The sequence below is a fragment of the Serratia sp. 201 genome (genome assembly GCF_037027545.1).
In the GTDB taxonomy this organism is placed as follows: domain Bacteria; phylum Pseudomonadota; class Gammaproteobacteria; order Enterobacterales; family Enterobacteriaceae; genus Serratia; species Serratia bockelmannii.
This window is the reverse complement of the sequence record NZ_JAXCHC010000002.1, coordinates 1,394,472-1,417,760: the sequence shown is the minus strand read 5'-3', so window position 1 is coordinate 1,417,760 and position 23,289 is coordinate 1,394,472. Positions and strand designations below refer to the sequence as shown.

Here is a 23,289-nt window from a genome sequence, read left to right as displayed (position 1 = left end):
ATAATTGAGAATCATTTTCAATAAACGGACCTTCAACGCCCGGGCTAACCCTGTTCTATCAACATCACGGCGGTGGTCTCCGGCTCCAGCGCTTCGAAAACGTGCTCGCGATCGGCGGAGTAGCTGATGTAATCGCCGGCGCTCAGCTCCAGCGGCTGCTCCGCCGGCCCGAGGCGCGCTCGCCCGCTGCTGATGATCACATGCTCGACGGTGCCGGGGGGATGTGGCCGGGAAAGTTTCGCCTCTCCGGGTTGCACCCGCAGCCGGTAAATGTCGCGCTGCGCGCCCGGCGGGCAGGTGGCCAGCAGCGTGGCGGCGTAGTTGCCCTGCTCCGACAGGGCCGGCGTTCCTTCATGGGCGCGGATCACTTGCACCGGCCTGCTGGGTTGCGAAATCAGTCGGCTGACCGGCACGTCCAGCGCCATCGCCAACGCCCACAGCGTTTCCAGGCTGGGATTACCGCTGCCGGCTTCGAGCTGCGACAGCGTGGACTTGGCGATGCCCGCGCGCTTCGCCAGCTCGGTCACCGACAGGTTCAATCGCTCACGCTCGCGGCGGATCGCCGCCGACAAGAGGCCGATCGGCGTAATGTTCTGCATCAGGTTATTGCTCATCGTTCTCTATATCATCCGTTTGTTCGACTTGACGAACAGCTGCATGCGTGTTCATCATAATGTCCAATTGTTCATTTTAATGATTAAGCGGCTTCACCACAAGCATGGTCAGGCAGCGAGGGCAACAACATGAAAACAAAGACGCGCGGCGTAGTGCAAATGATCCTCGCCATGACCATCTCAGGCACCGTCGGTTGGCCGGTACTCGTTTTAGGGCAGCCGCCCACAACGGTGGTGTTTTGGCGCTGCGCGTTCGGCGCGCTGGCGATGCTGGCGACCTGCGCCGCACTCGGTCAGTTGAAGCTCGGCGCGATCAACCGGCGGCAGCTGGCTGTCGCCATCCTCGGGGGTATCGCGCTGGTGCTCAACTGGACGCTATTGTTTGCTGCCTATCAGCATGCTTCGATCGCTGTCGCCACCGTGACCTACCATGTTCAGCCGTTTATGTTGGTGGCGCTGGGGGCGCTGCTGTTCGGCGAAAAACTGACGGCTAACCGGCTGGGCTGGCTTCTGCTGGCGTTCGCGGGGATGGTGTTGATCGTCGCCGGCCGGCAAAGCGGCGGCAGCGGCGATGACTACCTGCTCGGCGTGGTACTGGCGCTCGGTGCGGCCCTGATGTACGCCATTGCGGCGGCGATCGTCAAACGGCTGGCCGCGTTGCCGCCGCAGCTCATCGTGTTGATTCAACTGACCGTTGGCACGTTGGCACTGGCACCGTTCGCCGGCCTGGCCACGCCGCCTGCGGCCCCCATCGACTGGCTGCTGCTGGCAACCCTCGGCCTGGTGCATACCGGTTTGATGTCCACGTTGCTCTATGGCGCCATTCAGAAGATCCCCACGGCCCTGGTCGGCGCCCTGTCGTTTATCTACCCGGCAGTGGCGATCGTGGTGGACTGGGCAGTGTTCGGGCACCGTCTCAGCCTGCTGCAGCTGCTGGGCACGCTGGCCATTCTCGGCGCGGCAGCGGGCATGAACTTCGGCTGGCGATGGACGCTCGCCGTGCATCGGGCCGGTAAAATCGGTTAATCCCGCCCGACGGGCAAGCTATGCACAATAAGGCATTCGCCTTGTGTCCGGCGCGGTGCTATTTATTTAAACCGTGTAGGGTAGAAGGAGTTTTCTATGTGGCATCACCGCCTGCAACGGCGCATCCGTTTCAGCTACTGGAACGAACTGTGCGTCACCAAAAAATAAGGGAAGGCGCAAGCCTTCCCTTTTGTCATTCACCGCTCAGATCAGAAACGGTCGGTTTTCACCACGTCGTCGAACGGCAGTTTGCCGATGCGCGGATAAGGCTGCCCCGCCGCCTTGCCGATGGCGACCATCAGCGCGATCTGATAGTGCGCCGGCTTATTGATAATCTCACCCACCGCGTCGAAATCAAATCCGTCCATCGGGCAAGAGTCGTAGCCCTGCGCCTTGGCCGCCAGCATCAGCGTCTGGGCGAAGATGCCGCTGCTGCGCATCACTTCGTCGCGCTGCACCTGCGGCTTACCGCGATAATACTGATCGACGGCCGGGATCATGAACTGCTGTACCGGCTCCGCCGCCTCGGCCCAGACGTTTTTAACCTGTGACTCCCAGCTCGACAGATCGCCGCACAGCACGACCAGCATCGATGCGTCGGTCACCTGCGCCTGCCCCCACGCCGCTTCGCGAATTTTCTCGCGCTGCGCGCGATCTTCGATCAGCAGCGGGCGCCAGTGCTGCAGGTTAAACGCGCTGGGTGCGCCCTGCAGCGCAATGTTCAACAGCGCTTTTTTCTCTTCGAGCGTCATCACGTACTGCGTATCGAACTGCTTGGTGGCGCGGCGTTGGCGGATCGCGTCTAACGTATTCATTTTACTGCCTCTGTCCATGTGAAAAGGTCTATTGTCGTCACCGCGGCGCGGCTGTCCAGCCCCAGGCGGCTATTTCTGCGCGGTTTCGGCGCGCAAACGGCTGACCTGCGCCGCCAAGTCCGGCCACGGCGCCTGACCGGCGTAATGCTGCCGCAGGTAGTTGAGCAGAATGGCGATCTGCGCGTCATTCAGGTTATGGCGAAAACCCGGCATATAGCCCAGCTCGGCGTTCGCCGGCCGCTGTATGCCGTCCAGCACCACACGAATGGCGTTGTCCGGCGCATCGGCGAACAAGTTAGTGTTCAGCGCCAGAGACGGCCGCACCCCCGCCATCTGCGCGCCTTTTTCCTGCGCATGGCATGCCATGCAGGCGCCGGAAAACAGCCGTGCCCCTTCCGAACTCAGAGGCTCCACCTGCCGTTCCGCCTGAGCGTTTAACGTTGCCGCCGTAGCGCCCGCCGCCGTTTCAGGATGATAGCTGCGCAGATAGACGGCGATCGCCTGCAGATCGGCCTGCGGCAAGCGCGACAGCCCTTCTTCGATCACCGGCGCCATCGGGCCGGCGGCGACGCCGTGGTTGGCCGAGTAGCCGGTGCGCATGAAATCGACCAGATCCTGCTGCGTCCAGGCGAGCGGCGCGGGTGAGCGGCCGGTCAACGCCGGCGCCGTCCAGCCTTCCGCCACGCCGCCGGCCAGGTGCTCGTCACCGGTTTTCTCGCCGAACAGCACGTTGCGCGGCGAATGGCAGGCGCTGCAGTGCCCCAGCCCTTCGACCAGGTACGCGCCGCGGTTCCAGTCGGCGCTTTGGGCCGCCTGTTCCGGCATCGCGTCCGGCGTCAGGAACAGCAGGTTCCAGGCAAAGATGCCCTGGCGAATATTGAACGGAAAGTGCAAATCGGTGGCCGGTGGCCGGTACTTGACCGGCGGCTGCGACATCAGATAGGCATACAGCGCCTGCAGATCCTCGTCGCGAGTGCGGGTAAAGGCGGTATAGGGAAACGCCGGATAGAGATAGCGGCCCTGGCGATCGACGCCGTGCCGCATGGCGCGTACGAACGCCGCGTAACTCCAGCTGCCGATGCCGGTTTCCACGTCCGGCGTGATGTTGGTGGTGTAAATGGTGCCGAAGGGGATCTCCATCGCCAGCCCGCCGGTGTTGCGCTCGCCGCCCGCACGGGTGTGGCACACGGCGCAGTCGCCGAGGTCGGCCAGCGTTTTGCCGCGCGCGATCTGCGCCTCGCTGAAACGGTGGGTCGCATCGGCGGCGAGCGGCGCGATTTCCGGCTGCCAACTGGCGACCACGCCGGCCACCACAACGGCGATCACCGTGACGCCGCCCCACCCGACGATTTTTTTCATCTTACTCATCTTTGCTGTCCTTGTTCGTTACGGGGGATTAATGGCCGGCCTGGGCGCGCAGCGCGGCGAGCACCCGTGCCGGCGTAAACGGCACCTCGCGCAGACGCACGCCGAGCGCGTCAAACAGCGCGTTGCCGATCGCCGCCGCACTCGGTACCGAGGCGGACTCGCCGGCACCCATCGGCGCTTCGTCCGGGCGGTCAATCAGCTGGATATCGATCTGCGGCAATTCGTCGAAGCGCAGGATCGGATAGCCGCCCCAGTCCAATGACGTCACCCCCGTCTCGTTAAAGGTCACAAACTCTTTCAGTACCCGGCTGGCGGATTGGATAATGTTGCCGTGCACCTGATGGCGCACCCCTGCCGGGTTGATCATGCGCCCGCAGTCATGCGCTACGAAGATTTTATCGAGCGTGATCTGCCCGGAAAGGCGGTTGACGCTGAGATCGCACACCCAGGCCGCCCAGGCGGCGCCAAAGCCGGGGAATTTGCTGTGGAAGTAGCGGGCATAGGCGAAACCGCGGCCGCTCACCACTTCGGCGCCGGCGGCGTGCGACCGGTACGCCGGGCCGTCTTGCCAGTTGGCTTGCCGCTTCAGGGCCTCAATCAAGGCCACCGCGCGCGGATCGCTCAGGTAACGCAGGCGAAACGCGATCGGGTCCTCGCCGGCGTGCCAGGCCAGTTCGTCGATCCAGGATTCATGGGCGAACACGTTGGGCAGCGCCGAAACGCCGCGCATCCACGACGCCCGCACGATCGGCGCGGCGTCCTGACAGATCACCCGCATGTGCGGATACGCGTATTGCGGAATGGCGGTGCGATCGCCCATCTGTTGCACATCGGCCCGGTTGGCCACCTTGCCGGTCAACACCAGCGGCAAGGTCACCGCATTGTTGGAGGGATAGCTGGTTTTCAGTTCGTAGGCCGCCACCCGGTTTTGCGCGTCGAGGCCGCCGCGCACCCGGATCAGCTGGCCGGTGCCCTTCGGCTCCCAGCCGGATTCCTGTTCGCGCATCAGCTGCACCCGCACCGAGCGGCCGGTCGCCCGCGCCAACAGCGCCGCGTCCGCCGAGACGTCGTCGGCGCAGTTGCGGCCATAGCAGCCGGAGGCCTCCATGCGGGTGATGTGCACCTGCTCAGGCGGCAATTCCAGCAGCGTGGCGATGTCTTTGCGCAGATCGTGCGGGTTTTGCGTGCCGGACCACACCTGCGCCCGCCCGTCTTTAACCTCCGCCACCGCGCAGGAAGGGCCGATCGAGGCGTGCTGATGGTAGGGCCAGACATAGTCGGCCTGCACTTCGGTATGCAGCGCCGCCAGCGCGGCGTCCGTTCCCGCATCGTCGCGCAGGACGCGGTCGGTTTTCGGGTTGGCTTCCAGCGCGGCGGGCAGCGCTTCCGGCGACAGATCCGGCAACCCGGCCCAGGGTTGCCATTTGGTTTTCAGCTGGCGCATGGCGGCGATCGCCTGCTCCTCGCGCTCGGCCACGATGCCGATGAAATCGTTGATCACTACCAGTTTCACGATGCCCGGCAGGTGCGCGATCGAATTTTCATCCACCGACAGCAGGCCGCCGCCCAGCGGGGCGCTGCTGTCGGCGCCTACGTAAGGCGGGCGCACCACCCGGCCATGCAGCATGCCGGGCAAGCGCAGGTCGTGCACGTAGGTCAGCCCACCGCTCACTTTGGCCGGAATGTCGACCCGGGCAACGGCGCGGCCGACGTAGCGATTCTGGTGTTCGCTGTTCAACTGAACGTTTTTATCCAGCATCACGTGCAGATTCTGCCCACTCGCCAGCTGTGCATAGCTCAGTGAGCGCCCCGGTTTTTTGGTCACAAATACCTGCCCCGCCGCCGCCGTCAGCTGGTCGGCCGGCAGTTCGAAGGCTTTGGCCGCCAACGCCGTCAGCATGTGCCGCACCTGCGCCGCCGCCTGTCGCAGCGGCACCGACGTGACCTGAATGGTGGCGCTGGCGATGGTCGGCCCCTGATCCGGCGTGCGCTGCGTATCGCCAAGGATCATCGTGACGTGCTCGAACGGCACGCAAATTTCTTCGGCGACGATCTGCGCCAGCGCGGTGCGAATGCCGGTACCCAGATCGACGTGACCATTGAAGGCCGTTACCCGGCCGTCGGCGGTGAGGCTGATAAAGCTGTCCACCCGATCCAGCGGCAGATCGGCAGGCGCTACAACCGCCTCGGCGGCGAAGGCGTTAAACGGCGCGGGCAGCAGGCTGCTGACCATCACCACCCCGCCGGCCTGCAACAACTGGCGGCGAGTCAGTTCGAGGCGGCTCATGCTTGCCTCCGTGCTGCCAACAGATCGCGGGCGCGCTCGGCGGCGTGCAAGATCTCAAGGTGAGTGCCGCAGCGGCACAGGTTGTAGGCCAGCGCTTTCTTGATCGTTTGCTCGTCCGCCTCCGGCTCGCGTTCGAACAACGCGACCAGCGTCATGATCATGCCGTTGGTGCAGTAACCGCACTGCGCCGCCTGCTCATCGACAAACCCCTGCTGCACTGGATGCAGCGCGTCCGGTGTGCCCAAGCCTTCCAGGGTAGTGACGGATTTGCTTCCTACGGCGGACAGCGGCATTGAACAAGAGCGCGCGGCGACGCCGTCGATCAGCACCGTGCAGGCGCCGCATTCCCCCAGGCCGCAGCCGTATTTGGGGCCATTCAATTGCAGATCGTTGCGTAAAACGTACAGCAGCGGCGTGTCGGGCGCGAGATTGCCGAGTGTAACCACCCGGCCATTAACATTGATTTCCATGGTGAAACTATCCCTTAAACAAACGGATTTAATCCGTAACATCACTGCGAAGAACAATTGAGCAGCGTGCTAATAATTATCATCAAAAGACATGATGATGTTAAGGGAATGTAGCCGCCATGGCTTTAACGAAAAGTGGGTATTTCCTATAAATTTCCTATAGATAAGCCCGGTTTTATGATTGCTGGCCGTGATTATTGTCGATCGTCAATTCGGCCTCGGCGCCGTCAACCAACAGCCGCACGCTGGCTTCGAACAGCGCGTCTGCGCCCTTATCCTGCAATGTTTCCCAGCCTTCGCACAGCAGCGGGTAACGCTGGCGATCGGCGTCATTCAGCGCATCGTCCGACTGCATTTGTTGCTCTTCCAGCACCCAGCCCACCACGAAACGTCCGACGGCGAACAGCAGATTAACGGCGCGTTCCGGCGTCAACCCCGCCCGACACAACAGCGCCACCTTGGCCTCAATGATGGCGAATTGCGGTTCCTGCGGCCGGGTGCCGGCATGCAGACGCGCGCCGTCGCGGTAAGCCAGCAGCGCCCGACGGAAATGGCTCGCATTGGTAACGACCCAATCCTGCCAGGGCATGTCGGCGGGCACCTCTTCACGGTGATCCAACATGATGGTTTCCGCCATCGCCTTCAGCAGTTCGGCCTTGTTCTTGAAATGCCAATAGAGCGTGGGAGATTGCACCCCCAAATGTTGTGCCAGGCGACGGGTGCTCAGGGCATCGATGCCGATGTCATTCAACAACGCTAGCGCCCCGCGCAGGACGGTCTCTCGCGTTAAACGCGTCGCGGTATTTTTTTCGCTCATCTCTCTATCACTGATAGGGTTACTATGGAATACTCAATACTCTATCACTGTTAGAGTCGCAATTTTGAAAAAACCTATGCTGGTTATTTTGTTGACGGTATTGCTGGATGCGGTAGGCATCGGCCTGATCATGCCTATCCTGCCGGCCCTGTTGCGCTCACTGGGCGGCCTCGACGCCGGCAGCGTGCATTACGGCGCGCTGCTGGCGGCGTATGCGTTGATGCAATTCCTGTTTTCACCGATCCTCGGTGCACTGAGCGATCGTTTCGGCCGGCGTCCGGTGCTGTTGATTTCGCTCGCCGGCGCGGCGGCCGACTATCTGCTGATGGCGTTCGCGCCGACGCTGGCCTGGCTCTATCTGGGCCGGTTGCTGGCGGGCATCACCGGCGCCAACATGGCGGTCGCCACCGCTTACGTCACCGATATTACCCCCGCCGGCCAGCGCGCGCGGCGTTTTGGCCTGGTGGGCGCGGTGTTCGGCGTCGGTTTTATCGTCGGTCCGCTGCTCGGTGGATCGCTGGGCGAATGGCATCTGCATGCCCCCTTCCTGGCGGCGGCGGCGATGAATGCCCTCAACCTGATCATGGCGTTTTTCCTGCTGCCGGAATCGCGTAAACCCCGCGCCCGCGCCGCCGAGAAAATCCGCCTTAATCCATTTTCGTCATTGCGTCGGCTGCACGGCAAACCGGGCCTGCTGCCGCTGGCCGGTATTTACCTGATCATGGCGCTGGTTTCACAGGCGCCGGCCACGCTGTGGATTTTATACGGTCAGGATCGTTTCGGCTGGAGCATGATGGTGGCGGGCCTGTCGCTGGCCGGTTACGGCGCCTGCCACGCGCTGTCGCAGGCCTTCGCCATCGGCCCGCTGGTCGCACGGCTCGGCGAGCGCAAGGCACTGCTGATCGGCCTGGCGGCCGACGCGCTGGGTCTGGTGCTGTTATCGATCGCCACCCGCGGCTGGGCGCCCTTTGCGCTGCTGCCGTTCTTCGCCGCGGGCGGTATGGCGCTGCCGGCGCTGCAGGCGTTGATGGCGCACAAGGTGGACGACGATCATCAGGGCGAGCTGCAAGGGACGCTGGCCAGCATGGGCAGCCTGATCGGCGTCGCGGGGCCGCTGGTCGCGACGGCGCTGTACGCCGCCACGCGCGATGTCTGGCCCGGCCTGGTCTGGGCGTTGGCCGCCGCCCTGTATCTGTTGGTTCCGCTGTTGCTGGCGCGTTCGCGTGAGCGTGACGCGGCGTAGCGTCGAGCTCACCCTCTCCCGATTAAGCTCATTTATGGCTAAGCAAGGCATTATTCAGCATAAGCGGGCGCTTTACACGCCACTGCGCCGCTCATTATCATCGCCCTTATCCCGCCGCAGGAAAATTTAAATGCCGTTTCATGGCGTTACGCCCAGCGCGTCATCGCTACCGTTCACTTCGCCTATCGGAAGATCATGATGAGAAAACTCACAACGCCGCTGATCGCCGCCCTGCTGCTCGGCCTGTTTAGCCTGCCGGCCGGCGCGCAGGAGAAACTGCAGCAAATCACCATCGGTTACCAAAAAGCCAACATTTTTGCGCTGCTGAAATACCGCGGTACGCTGGAAAAAACCCTGGAGCCGCAGGGTATCAAGGTTCGCTGGATAGAATTCCCCGCCGGCCCACAGATGTTGGAAGGGTTGAACGTCGGCAGCATCGATCTGGCGGCGACCGGCGACGCTCCGCCGGCCTTCGCGCAAGCCGCCAAGGCCGATCTGGTTTATTTGGCGCATTCGCCGCCCAGCCCGAAAACCGAAGCCATCGTGGTGCCGCAGGATTCGGCGATCCGCTCCGTGGCCGATCTGAAAGGGAAACGCGTGGCGTTGAACAAAGGGTCTGACGTCAATTACCTGCTGGTGAGCGCGCTGGAACAGGCCGGCTTGAGCTACAAGGACATCACGCCGGTCTATCTGCCGCCGAGCGATGCCCGCGCCGCCTTCCAGCGCGGCAGCGTCGACGCCTGGGTGATTTGGGATCCCTACTACGCCGAGGTGGAAACCCATGCCAACGCCCGTCGGCTGAAAGACGCGGAAGGCCTCGTGCCGCACTACACCTTCTATCTCGCCAGCCGCCGCTTTGCCGAAACCTACCCGGACAGCGCCAAGCAGGTGATTCAACAGCTCGGCGTGCTGAGCGACTGGGCCAACGGCCATCCGCAGGAAGCGGCGGCGATCCTCGCTCAGAGCACCGGCCTGGATCAGGCCATTTGGGCCAGAGCCATCGCCCGCATGCCGTTCGGCAGCCAGCGCATGTCGCCGGAGGTGTTCAGGCAGCAACAGCAGTTGGCGGATAAATTCACCGCCATCGGGCTGCTGCCGGTTAAGGTGGACGTCAACGCCGCCCGCTGGTCCGAAGATAAACCCGAGACGCCATAGCCTTTGCCGCGCTTTGTCTTTAGAAAGCAGAAACCGGCATTTTGCCACCGGAATAAGCTGACCTATGCTAACCCTGTGTGATGAAACGCGTTTTCATGGCATGTCTTCCGGAACGTTTTGCTTTAATTTGTTCGTCGTGAACCCTGGGCCGCGCCTGACTGGTGCGGCTTTTCTTTTTGCCCGGCAGTGCCAGCGGCGGTGAATTTTGCTATGTTAACCCGCAGATAAGCTTCCCGTTTTCAGCCGCCGGACCGACTCATGTTTACCCATAAAGCAATCGCCGAGCTCAACGCCCTGGAGCTGATGGTTTATACCTACGTCAGCAAACACAAGAATCAAGTGATGTACATGACCATCCGCGAGCTGGCCGAGGCCGCCGGCGTCTCCACCACCACCGTGCTGCGGTTTTGCAAGAAAATGGGCTGTGACGGCTATTCGGAATTTCGCATCCGTTTCAAGCTGTATCTGGAACAAACCGATGCGCCACCGGTCGATTCTGGCATCGGCGAAATCCTCAGCTTTTTTAAAAGCGTCAGCAACGAAGAATTTAATCAGCTGATCGATCAGGCGGTGCAACATATCGCCGCCGCCGAGCGAATTATTTTCGTCGGCATCAGTACGTCGGGCGCATTGGGGAAATATGGCGCGCGTTTCTTTTCCAACGTCGGGAAATTCAGTACTCATATCGACGATCCTTATTATCCCGTCAACAGCGATATGTATAAAAACGCGGTGGCGATCATGCTGTCGGTCTCTGGCGAGACCGAAGAGATCCTGCGTTTGGCCAGCCAGTTCAGCCTGCACCACTGCAAGATCATCAGCATCACCAACAACGAAACCTCTTCGCTGGCGCGGCTGGCGGACTTCAACCTCTCCTACCACGTTCCACAGCATTTGATCGGCGGGCATCACAATATTACCACGCAGATCCCCGTACTTTACATTATTGAAACCATCGGCAAACGGCTCGGGCATATTAATTCGGAAAAATAAAACAGGCTGTTTTTTTATTGTGACAAATCACTTTTCACGGTGATTTGTTATATCGTGACATTTCTTTCGGTCTTGCTACTCTGTTCTCAACGCAGCGTTATTACCCTTCATTAAATAAACCGATGAGACATTGACGATGAAACAGTTGCCGAAGGATTTTCTGTGGGGGGGCGCGGTCGCCGCGCACCAGGTTGAAGGCGGTTGGGATCGGGGCGGCAAAGGGCCAAGCATCGCCGACGTGCTGTCCGGCGGCTCACACGGCGTGGATCGCGTGATGACCGACGGCGTGCTCGACGGCTATCGTTACCCCAACCACGAAGCGGTGGACTTCTACGGCCGCTACAAGCAGGACGTGGCACTGTTCGCCGAGATGGGCTTCAAGTGTTTTCGCACCTCGATCGCCTGGACGCGCATTTTCCCGAACGGCGACGAAGCGACGCCGAACGAGGCCGGCCTGCAGTTTTACGACGACCTGTTCGACGAACTGCTGAAATACGGTATTCAGCCGGTGATCACCCTGTCCCACTTCGAAATGCCTTACCATTTGGTGAAAGCTTACGGCGGCTGGAAAAATCGCCGGGTGGTGGAGTTCTTCGTGCGCTTTAGCGAGGTGGTGATGCGTCGCTACCGCGAAAAAGTGAAGTACTGGATGACCTTCAACGAGATCAACAACCAGAGCAACTACCGCTACCCGCTGTTCGGCTACTGCTGTTCCGGCGTGGATTACACCCAGGAAGACAACCCGGAACAGGCGCTGTACCAGGTGTTGCACCACCAGTTCGTCGCCAGCGCGCAGGTGGTCAAACTCGGCCATCAGATCAACCCGGAATTCAAAATCGGCTGCATGCTTGCCTGCGTGCCGTTCTATCCTTATTCCTGTAAACCGGACGACGTGATGTACGCCGTGGAAGCGATGCACCAGCGCTATCTGTATACCGACGTGCAGATGCGCGGCTACTACCCAAGCTACCTGCTGCGCGATTGGGAACGCAAAGGGCTGAAGATCGAGATGCAGCCGCAGGACGCGCAGATCCTGCGCGAGGGCTGCACCGACTACATCGGTTTCAGCTACTACATGAGCAATGCGCTGCAGGCCAACGCGGTGGACGGCAGCGACGGCATGTTCGGCTTCCCGGGCAACGTGCCGAACCCGCACGTCAAGGCCTCCGACTGGGGCTGGCAGATCGATCCGGTCGGGCTGCGCTATTCGCTGAACGTGCTGTATGAACGTTACCAGAAGCCGCTGTTTATCGTGGAAAACGGCTTCGGCGCCTTCGACAAGGTGGAGGCGGACGGCCAGATCAACGATGACTATCGCATCGACTATCTGCGCGCCCATATCGAAGAGATGAAGAAAGCGGTGATTGAAGACGGTGTAGATCTGATCGGCTACACGCCATGGGGCTGCATCGACTGCGTGTCGTTCACCACCGGTGAGTACAGCAAACGCTACGGGTTCATCTACGTCGACAAACACGACGACAGCACCGGCACGCTCGAACGTTCGCGCAAGAAAAGCTTCGACTGGTATCGCCAGGTGATCGCCAGCAACGGCGAACAGCTGTAACCGCACGACAGACAATCAGGGGCGATTTTCGCCCCTTTTTACTGTGCCTTACTCCGCCGCCTGCCCGGCGGCGAGGTACTTCGCCATTTCCGCCGACGGCACCATGCCGCCGCCGGTCGCCCACACCAGATGCGTCGCCTGCGCCAGGTGCTCGGCGCTGATGCCTTGCTCGCTGAGCGCCTTCGCATGGGCGGCAACGCGCCACGGTCCGGCCATGCCCGCCAACGCGGACGGCTCCAGTTGGATATGCTCGTACCGGTCCAACAACCCGAGCAGCGCAAACATCTCTTCATCGCTGAGAGTGTAAAACGCGTTCAGCAGGCGCTCCATCGCCCGGCCGACAAAGCCGGAGGCGCGCCCCACCGCCAGCCCGTCCGCCGCGGTGCGGTTATCGATGCCGAGATCTTGCACCGCAATGCCGTCATGCAGCCCGCTGTAGACGCCGAGCAGCATGCAGGGCGAATGGGTCGGCTCGGCGAAAATGCAGTGAACGTGATCGCCGAACGCCAGCTTGAGGCCAAACGCCACACCGCCCGGCCCGCCGCCGACGCCGCACGGCAGATACACGAACAGCGGATGCTGCGCGTCCACCACGATACCCTGTTCGGCGAACTGCCGCTTCAGGCGGTCGCCGGCCACCGCGTAGCCGAGGAACAGAGTTTGCGAGTTTTCATCATCGATAAAGAAACAGCGCGGATCGTTTGCCGCCTGTTTGCGCCCCTGCTCGACCGCCACGCCGTAATCTTCGGCGTACTCCACCACCGTGACGCCGTTATCGCGCAGCTTTTGCTTCTTCCACGCCCGTGCATCCGCCGACATGTGCACGCTGACGTCAAACCCCAGTCGGGCGCTGATTATGCCGATGGATAATCCCAGATTGCCGGTCGATCCGACGGCGATGCGGTACTGGCTGAAGAACTGACGAAACTCATCGGAAAACAGCCGGGCGTAGTCGTCGCCGGTGTGCAGCAGCCCCGCCTCCAGCGCCAGCTTTTCCGCGTGCGTCAGCACCTCATAGATGCCGCCGCGCGCCTTGATTGAACCGGAAATCGGCAGATGGCTGTCCTTTTTCAACAGCAGGCGTCCGCCCAACGTCTGCCCATAGCGCCGATCCAACGCGAGCTGCATGGCAGGGATCGCCACCAGCTCGGATTCGATGATCCCCTTTGTGGGTTGGGTTTCCGGGAAGGCCGCGGCGAGATAAGGCGCGAAGCGCGCCAGGCGCTGCTCCGCGTCGGCGACGTCGGCGGCGGTCAACCCGACGTGGGGCAGCCCTGCGGCCAACGTTGTCGCGCGTGGATTGAACCAGGTGATCGGCTCTAGCGCGACCATGCGTTGCAACAGCGGATGCTGGGCGACCCACGATAGGATCTGTGATTTCTGCATAAGTGTCCCTGACTGAGGTTGGCGTTGCCGTCACCTTGCCGCGAACGCCGGCGGCTGACAAATGATAAATTCTGAGCTTGAGGTGCAATAGATTGATGCAAGTGCGACGTTAGCCGGCCGTAACGCCAAACAGCAGGCCGACGCCGGAAGAAACTGCCATCGCCAGTGCGCTCCAGATGAGGATGCGCGCCACGCCTGGCAAGATCGGCGCCCCGCCGGTTTTCGCGGCGATGCCGCCGAGAACGCCGAGGGAAATCAGCGCCGACGCCACCAGCGCCGGCCGCGTCCAGGCGACCGGTACCCACAGCGCCACCAGCAGCGGCAACAGCGCGCCGAGAGAGAAACTCAGGGCCGACGCCAACGCGGCCTGCAGCGGCCGGGCGCGGGTGGCAGAGGAAATGCCCAGCTCGTCGCGCGCGTGGGCCTCCAGCGCATCATGCGCCATCAGCTTTTCCGCCACCTGCCGGGCCAACGCCGGATCCAGACCGCGATGCACGTAGATTGACGTCAGTTCGCGAAACTCCCCCGGGTAGTCTTCAAGCAGTTCCGCCTGTTCCTCCGCCAGCGCGGCCTTTTCGGTATCCGCCTGAGATGAGACCGACACATACTCGCCGGTGGCCATCGACATTGCGCCGGCCACCCACCCGGCGACACCGGCGATCATCAGCGCGGAATGCGAGGCGCTGGCCGCCGCGACGCCCAGCAGCAGGCTGGCCGTTGAAACGATGCCGTCGTTGGCGCCGAGCACCGCCGCCCGCAGCCAGCCGATGCGTTCAATACTGTGCCGTTCTCGGTGCATCCGTTCTCTCCCTCAGTGAGCGTTGCACTACTCGCGCGCCGCCGCTTCCAACCCGGCGATGTCGATTTTGCCCATCAACAGCATCGCTTCCGTGACACGCCGCACGCGGGCGGCGTCGGGATCGTTCATCAACTCCGTCAGGCGCCGCGGCACGATCTGCCAGCACAGCCCCCAGCGATCGCGCAGCCAGCCGCACTGCTCCGCCTCGCCGCCCTCGCTCAGCGCGCCCCACAGCCTGTCGACCTCCGCCTGATCGTCACATTCCACCATCACGGAGAAGCTGTGATTGAACGGATCCAACGGCCCGGCTTCGATCGCCGCATAGCGCTGGTCGCCCAACGTGAAGGAAGCCAGCTTCACGCTGCCGGCCGGGCCGCTCGGCGTATCCGCCGGCAGCTCGGAAAACCAGTTCACGGACGAACCGGGGATCAACGCGACATAGCAATTCAGCGCCGCTTCCATGTCTTTTTCAAACCACAGATGTTGCGTAATTCTGGCCATCTGTGCCTCCTTTACGCATCGAGGATCGGCGCGAAACCGCCGAAGATCATGCGTTTGCCGTCGAACGGCATCTCGCCCAGCGCTTTCATGCGCGGGTCGTTCATCATTTTTTCGTTGGCGGCGTCGCGTACCGCCTTGGAGGGGTACTCTATCCAACTGAACACCACCACTTCGTCTTCCTGGGCTTTCACCGCGCCGCGAAAGTCGGTAAGTTTGCCGTCGGGCACGTCATCGCCCCAACATTCCACGATGCGCGTGGCACCAAACTCTTTGAACAGCGGCGCCGCTGCGGCCGCCAACCGGTGATAGGCCTCCTTATTGGCGGCCGGTACCGCCACCACAAACCCGTCTACGTATTTCATTCTGGCATCCTCTTGTCTGATTAAGGACAGTCGGTTCGGCGCAGGCGGAAATGCCCGCGCCCCCTACCAGTTTAGACGGCCGGGGCAGAGCGCGGATCGGAAGTTCAGCGGCCATGAGCAGCCGGCGGAGACGATTCCGGTGTGGCAACCCGGTTACGGCCGGCGTTTTTCGCTTTGTACACCGCCAGATCCGCCAGCTTCAGCAGATCCGCCAGGCTTTGGCCGGCGCCGCCCGGGCAGGTCACCATGCCGATGCTGACGGTGATCTGCAGCGGATGCCCGGCCGGCATGAGGATAGACTCCGTTTCGATGCGTTGCCGCAGGCGTTCGGCCAATTGCCATCCTTGCTGCGGCTGGCCGAGCGTCGAAACGATGGCGAACTCTTCGCCCCCCATGCGGCCGAACAGGTCACCGACGCTCAGATCGGCGGCGATCGCGCGGGTAAAGGCCATCAGTGCCTGATCGCCGCCGGCATGGCCAAAACGGTCATTAATCGATTTGAAATAGTCGATATCGAGCATCATGACGCACACCAGCTCGCCCTTTTGGTCTATCAACCGTTCGCCGCGCTGCATAAACGCATTGCGCGTCAGCACGTGCGTTAACGCATCGTGATTCGCCACGTGCTCCAGCGTGCGCAGCAGCGCATTACGCGCATAGTTCATGCTGGCCACGGCGATGGGCCCCAGCGCCAGCAGCGCGATGCCCAAACGCATCGATACCGCGTTTTGCAACACCTTCATGTCGAGCGTCGTGCTAAGCAACCCGAAATCGATCGCCAGATGGCACCACAGCACATAAATCAGCACCGCAATCATGGTGCAGAACAATGAGAAGGACATCGCCAGCCATAGCAGCACCGGCATGGGAAAGATCACCGCCCCGGGGCCGCCGATCAGCACGCTGCACACCGCCGCCAGCAACAGCAGCGCCAATACCGTGAGTTTTCGCCCCGCGCGCGGCCAGTGGCTGCGCTGGGTGAACAGGGCGCCGGCCGCCGCAAGGCGACGTCGCCAATCGGCGGGAAACGCCAGAATAAACGGCATCAGCGTGACGTAGTTGGTGAATTCGGACGAGAACCACAGCGCCAGCGAGGTCAGATACGGTCTGCCGAACAGCCACTGCGAAGTTGCGGCGCCCACCGCGCCGGTCGCGGCGGCGGCAGCCAGGCAGATACCGAACAGGTACATGCTGGACGTGCCGCGCTGCAACGTGCGCGCCGGCGGCGACAGCCGCATGAACAACAGATACCCCACCACGACGCCGGTCAGATTGGCGACGTTCAGCAGCAGCGTCTTTTGCAGCGAACTGCCGGTCAACAGATCCGCCGCCAGATAGCCCAGCACCGCCATGCCCCAGCCGGCCCGCGTAGCCCACTGTGGCCGCCGCACCAAAACGGCCAGCAGTACGGCGTTCACCGGCCAGAATATCGCCAGAAAGCTGCCGGGGCGACTCACGATGCCCAGCAGACACAGGGTGAACACCAGCAAAAAAATGATGAGCGCGGGCCAGATTTTCCGGGTATCGGACAACGAGGTGGTTTGCATCTTGGATCCAGAGACTTCCGCTAGCATAAAGTGACAGTCTGTTCGCGTCACAACCGTCGGCGATGAGGCGAAGATAAACGGCCGACCCGCCTATTATTGCCAGTTTTGCCTGCCCGGACACCTGTTTATTCATCAAGGGAAAATATATTTGTGTATCAATATATTGACAGGAATCCCCCTTCCGGCGAACAAACTGCCGTGCCCCTCCCGTCACTACGATCGTTATTGCCACCCAGCCGATTTTTTACCGGCAAAATGGCCGTCTTTTACCGTAAAGACAAAATTAAATCGCGCAGTGAAGGGATACAGGCATTCCCCACTATTCAAAACGGATAAATGATAATTATAATGATAATCGTTACTATTTATTATTTTTTACGGAATTATATGCGCCAGTCAGTTCTTCGCCACCCCAACAAAAACAAAAAAAATCACGTTTTTCGCTCGCTGCCCCTGTTCGCCGGCCTGTTCCCCGCCCTGGCGATCGCCGCCGCACCCGGCGCAAAAACGGAGGAATCCATTACGGTGACCGCCGCGGCCCAGCCTTCTGGCAGCTATAGCGCCGACACCGCCTCGACCGCCGGCAAGACCGCCGCGCCGATCGCCGAGGTACCGCAATCGGTCAGCGTCGTCACCTCTCAGGTCATTGACGACTTCCAGGTCAAAAGCGTCAATGACGCGATGAAGTTCGTCAGCGGCGTCACCCAGGGCAACACGCTCGGCGGCACGGAGGATGGCTTCGTCAAACGCGGGTTCGGGGTTAACTCCGACGGCTCGGTCTTCATCGACGGCGTGCGCAGCAATCAGGGGTTGAGCATGGACGCCACCACCGATCGCGTTGAGGTCCTGAAAGGTTCCGCTTCGCTGCTGTATGGCATCCTCAGCCCCGGCGGCGTCATCAATCTGATCAGCAAAAAACCGCAGTATGACTGGAACACCCGCATCAGCGGCGCCACCAACAGTGTTGGCGGCGGCAGCGGCAGCGTCGATGTGACCGGCCCGCTGGGCGGCGGCTTCGCCTTTCGCCTGATCGCCGAACGCCAGCACGCAGATTACTGGCGCAATTTCGGCAGCGACGAACACACGCTGATCGCCCCCTCGCTCAGTTGGTTCGGCGACCAGGCTTCCTTTAACATCGCCTACAGCGAATACAAGTACGACATTCCTTACGATCGCGGCACCGCATTTATCGACGGCAAACCGGTCGATGTGCCCTATGACCGCCGCTTGGATGACTACGCGAACCATGCCTGGGGCAAGAACAAACGTCTGAACGCCCATTATGAGTACGCGCTGGATCCGATCTGGACGACCCGCTTCAACTACGCCTGGCTGCAACGCCGTTACGACAGCAACGAAGTGCGCGCCACCGCGGTCGACACCACGACCGGCATCGTCTCGCGCCGCGCCGACGCCAATCGCGGTTTCAATCATCAAACCCACTATTACTCCTGGGATCTGACCGGTTCGCCGCAGCTGTTCGGCATGCAGCACGACCTGCTGCTGGGCGTGGACTACGAGAAGAATCAGACCTACAAGGCCTATTCCTACCGCGGCAAGGTCTCGAAGACCTTCAACATGTATGATCCGGTGTATGGCGAAACGCCGGTCACTGACAGCACCACTTACAGTGACGCGTCAAGCAACCTGCGCGCCACGCTGTTCAGCCGTTCCCTGTACGCCAAGGACAGCATTCATCTCACCGATCAATGGATCGCGGTGCTGGGCGCGCGCTATCAGTCGTATTACCAAAACAACAGCAACGGTTTCCAGAAACCGAAAAATACGCTCAATGACAAAGACGACCAGTTTTTGCCGCAGGCGGGGTTGGTGTATAAGCTGACGCCGAGCCTGTCGCTGTACGGCAATTACAGCCGTTCGTTCACGCCGTCCACCGCCATCGACGACAATGGCGACGTCGCTACGCCGGAAACCGGCACCACCTATGAGGTAGGCGGAAAATGGCAGATCACTCCGGCGTTCGACGCCACGCTGGCGCTCTATCGCATCGATGAAAGCAATATGTCGATCTTTATCAACGGCGTGACCCGCAGCATTCCCAAAGCACGCTCCACCGGTGCGGAATTGGAGTTGAACGGCGAAGTGGCGCCCAACTGGGATCTCACCGCCAACTACAGCTACGACAAAACCGAGATCGTCGAAGACAACCTCAATCCGACCAACGTCGGCAATCGGCTGGTCAACGCCCCGACCAACATGGGCGGCCTGTACCTCAGCCACCGCATGACGCTGCCGGTGGTGCCCGGCGAGGTGCGCATTGGCGGCGGCGCGCGCTACGTCGGTCGCCGCGCCGGCGATCCGGAGAACAGTTTCACCATGCCGGCCTATACCGTGGCGGATGCCTTTGTCGCCTGGGACAGCAAGCTGCTGGGGAAACATACTCAGCTGAAACTGAATGTGAAAAACCTGTTCAACCGCGAATACTATGCTTCCAGCGCCGGTAATTTACGCGTGATTGAGGGTGAGCCGCGCAGCCTGAGCCTGCAGGCGACGGTCGATTTCTAACCTGTCACGCCTTGGGCGCCGTTTGGCGCCCGTTTTCTTTGCGGCGGCCTCAAAACGCCTTGCGACACATCACATCGGCGAGAAAATCCAACAGCGCGCGGTTGAACACCGCTGGCCGCTGCAGCGGCGCGAAGTGGCTGACACCCGGCAGCATCACCAGACGGGCGCCAGGGATGCTGCGGCTCAAGTAGACGGCATGCTCGACGCGGATAAACTCATCGTGCTCGCTATGAACGATCGTCACCGGCACGCGAATGGCTGCCAATTCCTGTACGCGGTAGTCTGGCTGGCTGCTCATCATCAGGCTCACGGCAGCGACGAACGCGTCGAACTCCTCCGGCGTCGGCGACAAGGCGGCATAGTCCTGCGCATGACGCGCAAAACAGCGCTCCACGATGGGGTTTGACGCGGGCGGTTTAACGCCGCTGGCGTCCATATTGCAACCGAAGAAAAAAACGCCGTCCACCCGCTGCGGCGCCCGATGGGCAGCGATAAGCGCAACACAGGCGCCATCGCTCCAGCCCGCCAGCGCGGCGTGCGGGATCCGCAACGCGTCCATCACCGCCAACAGATCATCGGCCATGCGAGCGTAACGATACGGCCGGGCGTCGCGAGTGCTGCGCCCGTGCCCGCGGCTGTCGATGACCAGCACGCCGTACCCGGCGGCCAGCAGCGTCGGCAGCTGATACCCCCAGTTGCCGCTGTGGCCCAGGCCGCCGTGCAGCAGGATCACCGTCGGATCCGCGCCATAGGCCGCATACCAGATGCGCGCGCCGTCATGTTCGACATCACCCTGCTTGGTACAGGGCGGCAACGGCGGCGCACCCTGCGCGGCAAAGTGGGTCAAATCGTCGTCGGTTTGCATCTTTCCCTCCTCGTTCGCCGCCGTTGTGCGCCGAAACGTTATCAAAGGAGTATAGATTGCACCGGTGAGCGGTGCCGTTCGCTTTCCCGACATATACTTAAGGGAGGAATCGCAATGGAGGACGGTGAGATGAAGAAGATAATTCTCGTGTTTTTGATGCTGATGCTGAGCGGCTGTATCGGCGGCGGCGGCCCATCGAATGCGCCTTCGGCATCGCCGAATGAGCCCTACACCTGCACCAAATCCAGCGCCAACAGCGACTGCTCGCAATCGGTGGAGCCGTCGATGTACTAGCCACGTTCGGCGGGCCGTCACTTAACGGCCCGCCGCCTCAGGGCTGGGTTAGGAGGAATGTTCCTCTTCGTTGGCCTGATACCGCGTCGCCTGCTGTTTCATAAACACCACTTCTTGCGGGCTGGACAGGCTCACTTCCTGCGCGCGCAGCAGCTTGAGGATATTGAACAGCAGTTCGCTCTTGGTGGCGCCGACCATGCGCGGGCTCGGCACGTAGCCGGTCACGCTCAGGATAATTCCGTCCGGCCCCAGCTGGCTAAAGCGCACATAAGGTGCCGGCGTCTCCAGAATGGTTTCGTACTCGTTATAGGCGCTGAGCAAGATATTGCGCACCTGCTCCGGATCGATCGAGGTCGGGAACGTCAGCGCGATGGTCACTACCCCTTGCGCGTTGCCCATGGTGGCGTTGCGCACGTTCTGCGAGATCAGCTGCGAGTTCGGTACGATCATGGTGGAGCGGTCGCTGAGCTGGATTTCGGTGGCGCGCACGTTGATGCGCCGCACGTCGCCTTCCACGCCGCCGATGCCGATCATATCCCCGACCTTCACCGGGCGCTCGGTTAGCAGGATCAGGCCGGAAATAAAGTTCTTCACGATCTCCTGTAAACCGAAACCGATACCGACCGACAAGGCGCTGACGATCCACGCCAGGTTGCTCCACTGGATGCCGAGCGCCGCCAGGGTGATCAGAATCACCAGCACATAACCGATATTGCTGAACAGCGTCACCAGCGAGGCCCGGATGCCGACGTCCGAAATGGTTTTCGGCAGCAGCTCAGAGCCCAGCCAGCGCCGCACCGCGCGCAGGATGTAGATACCGATCGCCAGACAGATCACGGCGTTGAGCAGGTTGCCGGGCACGATGTTGAAACGCTGTAAGCCTTCGCCGGTCAGGATCGAGACGATTTTCTCTATCAGCGAGCCTGGCGTGGTGCTGCCGAACGAGCCGTTGAACAACGCGACGATCATCAACAGCAACAGCGAACATTTGGCCAGCGCGGTGGTGATGATCGCCACCTGCTCCAGATGGCGATCCTTGAAGCTGAGCGTTTTCTTCAGCATCTTGCCGCTGACGGTCTGCGGCGAAAACAGCGCGGCGCACAGGTCAGTGGCGAACAACACCATGAAGTAGAACGCCATCAGCACCAGCACCACCCAGATCAGCTGGTAGGTCAGGAAGCGGGCGAAGGCGATGTAACCCACAAGCAAGGAAAGCAGGATCACCACCGAACACACCAGGGTGACGATATGCACCAGCCCGCCGACCAGCGTGCGTTTTTCCAGGTGCGCGCCCTGCTGCTCCAGGCGGCGACGAATGCGCTGGCCGCGCAGCGGCGCCGCCAGCAGCACCATGCCGATCAATCCCGCTACCAGGCCGTTACCGAAGATGGTGGTGGCCAATGAGGCGCTGACGACGTTGTTGATCAGCTCAACGGTGCCGAACGCCAGCGCCAGACCGGCCAGCAGCGGCGAGAAGTAACGCAGCCCGGCGGCCACTTCATTGTCCAGCGAAGCCAAACGCCACGACGGACGATTCAGCGACAGCGCCGCACGCCCCAGCCCGGCGATCAGCGCGCAGAAAATCCCCAGACGGTTAAAGCCTTCGGCGAAGTCTTCCAGCATCACCGGCAGCGGCTGCACGCGGATAAAAACGTAATACAGCAAATTCAGCGCGATCGAGGTAGTGAACACCGTCACGGCCACGGTGATGATCGCCATAAAGCTGCGGCGCAGGCGCCCGTCCGGCAGGAAGCGAATGCTGACCCAGGCGAGGAAACGCTCGGACAAATAGCGCCCCCAGGACCAGACGATCACCGCCAGCGCCAGCAACGCCAGCGTGCCGTACCGCCATTCGTCCTGCCAACTGGCGTCCCAGGCCGCTTTCATCTCGGCGTTGAACTGGTCCAGCCGCTGCACGTCATCCGCTGACGGCTGCACCACCGGCGTCCAGAACTTGACGCCCAAAATGCTGCCGGTGTTCAGCGCCAGCTGGGTTTTAAACGCTACCCGGCGCAGATCGCTGATCTGCTGCCCCAGGTCGAAAGCGCTGGTCTTGATGGCCTGCGCGCGTTTTACCGCATCGTCCAGCTGCTTCTTGCTGCTGTTCAGCGCATTACGCTGCTGGGCGACAGCCGGGGTTTCCGGCAGCGCGCCGGCCGCCGGGGCCGGCCCCAACACGTCCAACTGCGCCTGCAGCTTTTCCTGCAGCGGCTGCAGATCGGCAGACAATTTATCCATGCTGGCGACCAGATCGTCGGTCGCCAGCCGCAGCTTGCTGAGCTGGGTGTCGGTGGTAGCCTTTGAAACCAGCTGCTTCATGCTGTCCAACTGCTTTTGCGCGGCTTTCAGCTGCGTAGCGGGATCGGGCGCGCTTTCGGCGGTGGGATCATCCTGGGGGGCGGCGACGGCGCCGAGCGGCGTCAGCTGCAAACCCAACAGCAATAACAACAACAGCAGGAACGAACGGGGCTTTAACATAAATTCAGTGCTCAGCATCATTATCTGATAGACAGACGAAAAGGCGGCGGATGAACCGTCGCTTAACCATAAACGCTAATTATAATAGCTGCTTAATGTCGGCCGAAATACAGTAATTATTCCCATTGTGTGCCACGCGCCCGTGCTCGCCTTAGCCTGCTGATTATTCAGGCGCT

The 23,289-nt window shown here is 61.6% G+C and carries 20 protein-coding genes; 7 read left to right on the top strand and 13 right to left on the bottom strand.

What is annotated here, in order from left to right; all coding sequences use genetic code 11:
- Positions 1 to 44: 44 nt before the first annotated feature.
- Positions 45 to 614 (bottom strand): helix-turn-helix domain-containing protein, encoded by a 570-nt coding sequence (locus WA302_RS14960; protein ID WP_043143518.1) that lies wholly within the window; start codon positions 612 to 614, stop codon positions 45 to 47.
- 129 nt (positions 615 to 743) lie between these two features.
- Between WA302_RS14960 and WA302_RS14955 the strand changes: the two genes are divergently transcribed.
- Entirely contained in the window at positions 744 to 1,640 is an 897-nt protein-coding gene (locus WA302_RS14955; protein WP_197822025.1) for a DMT family transporter, read from the top strand.
- A 209-nt stretch (positions 1,641 to 1,849) separates the two neighbouring features.
- On the opposite strand, the gene WA302_RS14950 is transcribed toward WA302_RS14955, so the two are convergent.
- The 5 genes from WA302_RS14950 to tetR form a co-directional block, all read right to left on the bottom strand.
- Positions 1,850 to 2,455, bottom strand: coding sequence for a nitroreductase family protein (locus tag WA302_RS14950; protein WP_025302894.1), 606 nt, complete (start codon positions 2,453 to 2,455; stop codon positions 1,850 to 1,852).
- Between the two features lie 69 nt (positions 2,456 to 2,524).
- Positions 2,525 to 3,823, bottom strand: a complete 1,299-nt coding sequence (locus WA302_RS14945) for a c-type cytochrome (protein ID WP_336064379.1) — start codon at positions 3,821 to 3,823, stop codon at positions 2,525 to 2,527.
- Between the two features lie 28 nt (positions 3,824 to 3,851).
- A complete protein-coding gene (locus WA302_RS14940) occupies positions 3,852 to 6,110 on the bottom strand; it encodes a xanthine dehydrogenase family protein molybdopterin-binding subunit (RefSeq protein ID WP_336064378.1) in 2,259 nt (752 codons plus the stop codon).
- Positions 6,107 to 6,580, bottom strand: coding sequence for a 2Fe-2S iron-sulfur cluster-binding protein (locus tag WA302_RS14935; RefSeq protein WP_197822032.1), 474 nt, complete (start codon positions 6,578 to 6,580; stop codon positions 6,107 to 6,109). Before WA302_RS14935 ends, WA302_RS14940 begins: the two co-directional genes overlap by 4 nt.
- Before the next feature lie 175 nt (positions 6,581 to 6,755).
- On the bottom strand, positions 6,756 to 7,397 hold the full coding sequence (gene tetR, locus WA302_RS14930) for a tetracycline resistance transcriptional repressor TetR (RefSeq protein ID WP_025305231.1): 642 nt from the start codon (positions 7,395 to 7,397) through the stop codon (positions 6,756 to 6,758).
- Between tetR and tet the strand changes: the two genes are divergently transcribed.
- The 4 genes from tet (at position 7,315) to WA302_RS14910 (ending at position 12,355) form a co-directional block, all read left to right on the top strand.
- Entirely contained in the window at positions 7,315 to 8,640 is a 1,326-nt protein-coding gene (gene tet, locus WA302_RS14925) for a Tet(A)/Tet(B)/Tet(C) family tetracycline efflux MFS transporter (protein WP_306789722.1), read from the top strand. The genes tetR and tet overlap by 83 nt on opposite strands.
- A gap of 198 nt (positions 8,641 to 8,838) precedes the next feature.
- Entirely contained in the window at positions 8,839 to 9,795 is a 957-nt protein-coding gene (locus tag WA302_RS14920; protein WP_147824220.1) for a sulfonate ABC transporter substrate-binding protein, read from the top strand.
- A 258-nt stretch (positions 9,796 to 10,053) separates the two neighbouring features.
- A complete protein-coding gene (locus WA302_RS14915; RefSeq protein WP_025302900.1) occupies positions 10,054 to 10,788 on the top strand; it encodes a MurR/RpiR family transcriptional regulator in 735 nt (244 codons plus the stop codon).
- Between the two features lie 130 nt (positions 10,789 to 10,918).
- Positions 10,919 to 12,355 (top strand): 6-phospho-beta-glucosidase, encoded by a 1,437-nt coding sequence (locus tag WA302_RS14910; protein ID WP_315903099.1) that lies wholly within the window; start codon positions 10,919 to 10,921, stop codon positions 12,353 to 12,355.
- Positions 12,356 to 12,403: 48 nt separating this feature from the next.
- On the opposite strand, the gene WA302_RS14905 is transcribed toward WA302_RS14910, so the two are convergent.
- The 5 genes from WA302_RS14905 to WA302_RS14885 all read right to left on the bottom strand — a co-directional run bounded on the left by WA302_RS14905 (position 12,404) and on the right by WA302_RS14885 (position 16,950).
- Positions 12,404 to 13,741, bottom strand: coding sequence for a D-serine ammonia-lyase (locus tag WA302_RS14905; RefSeq protein WP_197822035.1), 1,338 nt, complete (start codon positions 13,739 to 13,741; stop codon positions 12,404 to 12,406).
- 109 nt (positions 13,742 to 13,850) lie between these two features.
- Positions 13,851 to 14,540, bottom strand: a complete 690-nt coding sequence (locus WA302_RS14900) for a VIT1/CCC1 transporter family protein (protein WP_025302903.1) — start codon at positions 14,538 to 14,540, stop codon at positions 13,851 to 13,853.
- A gap of 27 nt (positions 14,541 to 14,567) precedes the next feature.
- Complete coding sequence (locus WA302_RS14895) at positions 14,568 to 15,041, bottom strand: VOC family protein (protein ID WP_025302904.1); 474 nt, start codon at positions 15,039 to 15,041, stop codon at positions 14,568 to 14,570.
- Positions 15,042 to 15,052: 11 nt separating this feature from the next.
- Entirely contained in the window at positions 15,053 to 15,403 is a 351-nt protein-coding gene (locus WA302_RS14890; RefSeq protein WP_025302905.1) for a DUF1428 domain-containing protein, read from the bottom strand.
- Positions 15,404 to 15,507: 104 nt separating this feature from the next.
- Positions 15,508 to 16,950, bottom strand: coding sequence for a GGDEF domain-containing protein (locus tag WA302_RS14885; protein ID WP_049295670.1), 1,443 nt, complete (start codon positions 16,948 to 16,950; stop codon positions 15,508 to 15,510).
- Between the two features lie 387 nt (positions 16,951 to 17,337).
- Between WA302_RS14885 and WA302_RS14880 the strand changes: the two genes are divergently transcribed.
- The gene (locus WA302_RS14880; protein ID WP_301480966.1) at positions 17,338 to 19,476 is read left to right on the top strand and encodes a TonB-dependent siderophore receptor; all 2,139 of its coding nucleotides are present in this window, start codon (positions 17,338 to 17,340) and stop codon (positions 19,474 to 19,476) included.
- Positions 19,477 to 19,525: 49 nt separating this feature from the next.
- On the opposite strand, the gene WA302_RS14875 is transcribed toward WA302_RS14880, so the two are convergent.
- A complete protein-coding gene (locus tag WA302_RS14875) occupies positions 19,526 to 20,341 on the bottom strand; it encodes an alpha/beta fold hydrolase (RefSeq protein WP_099817252.1) in 816 nt (271 codons plus the stop codon).
- Between the two features lie 129 nt (positions 20,342 to 20,470).
- Between WA302_RS14875 and WA302_RS14870 the strand changes: the two genes are divergently transcribed.
- Complete coding sequence (locus WA302_RS14870; protein ID WP_223294939.1) at positions 20,471 to 20,635, top strand: hypothetical protein; 165 nt, start codon at positions 20,471 to 20,473, stop codon at positions 20,633 to 20,635.
- A gap of 48 nt (positions 20,636 to 20,683) precedes the next feature.
- On the opposite strand, the gene WA302_RS14865 is transcribed toward WA302_RS14870, so the two are convergent.
- Complete coding sequence (locus WA302_RS14865; RefSeq protein WP_336064373.1) at positions 20,684 to 23,113, bottom strand: DUF3772 domain-containing protein; 2,430 nt, start codon at positions 23,111 to 23,113, stop codon at positions 20,684 to 20,686.
- Between the last annotated feature and the right edge of the window lie 176 nt (positions 23,114 to 23,289).

Bases quoted from the DNA above. Each gene is read 5' to 3' on its own strand.
- WA302_RS14960 (WP_043143518.1), bottom strand. From the start codon at position 614: ATGAGCAATAACCTGATGCAGAACATTACGCCGATCGGCCTCTTGTCG.
- WA302_RS14955 (WP_197822025.1), top strand. From the start codon at position 744: ATGAAAACAAAGACGCGCGGCGTAGTGCAAATGATCCTCGCCATGACC.
- WA302_RS14950 (WP_025302894.1), bottom strand. From the start codon at position 2,455: ATGAATACGTTAGACGCGATCCGCCAACGCCGCGCCACCAAGCAGTTC.
- WA302_RS14945 (WP_336064379.1), bottom strand. From the start codon at position 3,823: ATGAGTAAGATGAAAAAAATCGTCGGGTGGGGCGGCGTCACGGTGATC.
- WA302_RS14940 (WP_336064378.1), bottom strand. From the start codon at position 6,110: ATGAGCCGCCTCGAACTGACTCGCCGCCAGTTGTTGCAGGCCGGCGGG.
- WA302_RS14935 (WP_197822032.1), bottom strand. From the start codon at position 6,580: ATGGAAATCAATGTTAATGGCCGGGTGGTTACACTCGGCAATCTCGCG.
- tet (WP_306789722.1), top strand. From the start codon at position 7,315: ATGCCGATGTCATTCAACAACGCTAGCGCCCCGCGCAGGACGGTCTCT.
- tetR (WP_025305231.1), bottom strand. From the start codon at position 7,397: ATGAGCGAAAAAAATACCGCGACGCGTTTAACGCGAGAGACCGTCCTG.
- WA302_RS14920 (WP_147824220.1), top strand. From the start codon at position 8,839: ATGAGAAAACTCACAACGCCGCTGATCGCCGCCCTGCTGCTCGGCCTG.
- WA302_RS14915 (WP_025302900.1), top strand. From the start codon at position 10,054: ATGTTTACCCATAAAGCAATCGCCGAGCTCAACGCCCTGGAGCTGATG.
- WA302_RS14905 (WP_197822035.1), bottom strand. From the start codon at position 13,741: ATGCAGAAATCACAGATCCTATCGTGGGTCGCCCAGCATCCGCTGTTG.
- WA302_RS14900 (WP_025302903.1), bottom strand. From the start codon at position 14,540: ATGCACCGAGAACGGCACAGTATTGAACGCATCGGCTGGCTGCGGGCG.
- WA302_RS14895 (WP_025302904.1), bottom strand. From the start codon at position 15,041: ATGGCCAGAATTACGCAACATCTGTGGTTTGAAAAAGACATGGAAGCG.
- WA302_RS14890 (WP_025302905.1), bottom strand. From the start codon at position 15,403: ATGAAATACGTAGACGGGTTTGTGGTGGCGGTACCGGCCGCCAATAAG.
- WA302_RS14885 (WP_049295670.1), bottom strand. From the start codon at position 16,950: ATGCAAACCACCTCGTTGTCCGATACCCGGAAAATCTGGCCCGCGCTC.
- WA302_RS14880 (WP_301480966.1), top strand. From the start codon at position 17,338: ATGCGCCAGTCAGTTCTTCGCCACCCCAACAAAAACAAAAAAAATCAC.
- WA302_RS14875 (WP_099817252.1), bottom strand. From the start codon at position 20,341: ATGCAAACCGACGACGATTTGACCCACTTTGCCGCGCAGGGTGCGCCG.
- WA302_RS14870 (WP_223294939.1), top strand. From the start codon at position 20,471: ATGAAGAAGATAATTCTCGTGTTTTTGATGCTGATGCTGAGCGGCTGT.
- WA302_RS14865 (WP_336064373.1), bottom strand. From the start codon at position 23,113: ATGTTAAAGCCCCGTTCGTTCCTGCTGTTGTTGTTATTGCTGTTGGGT.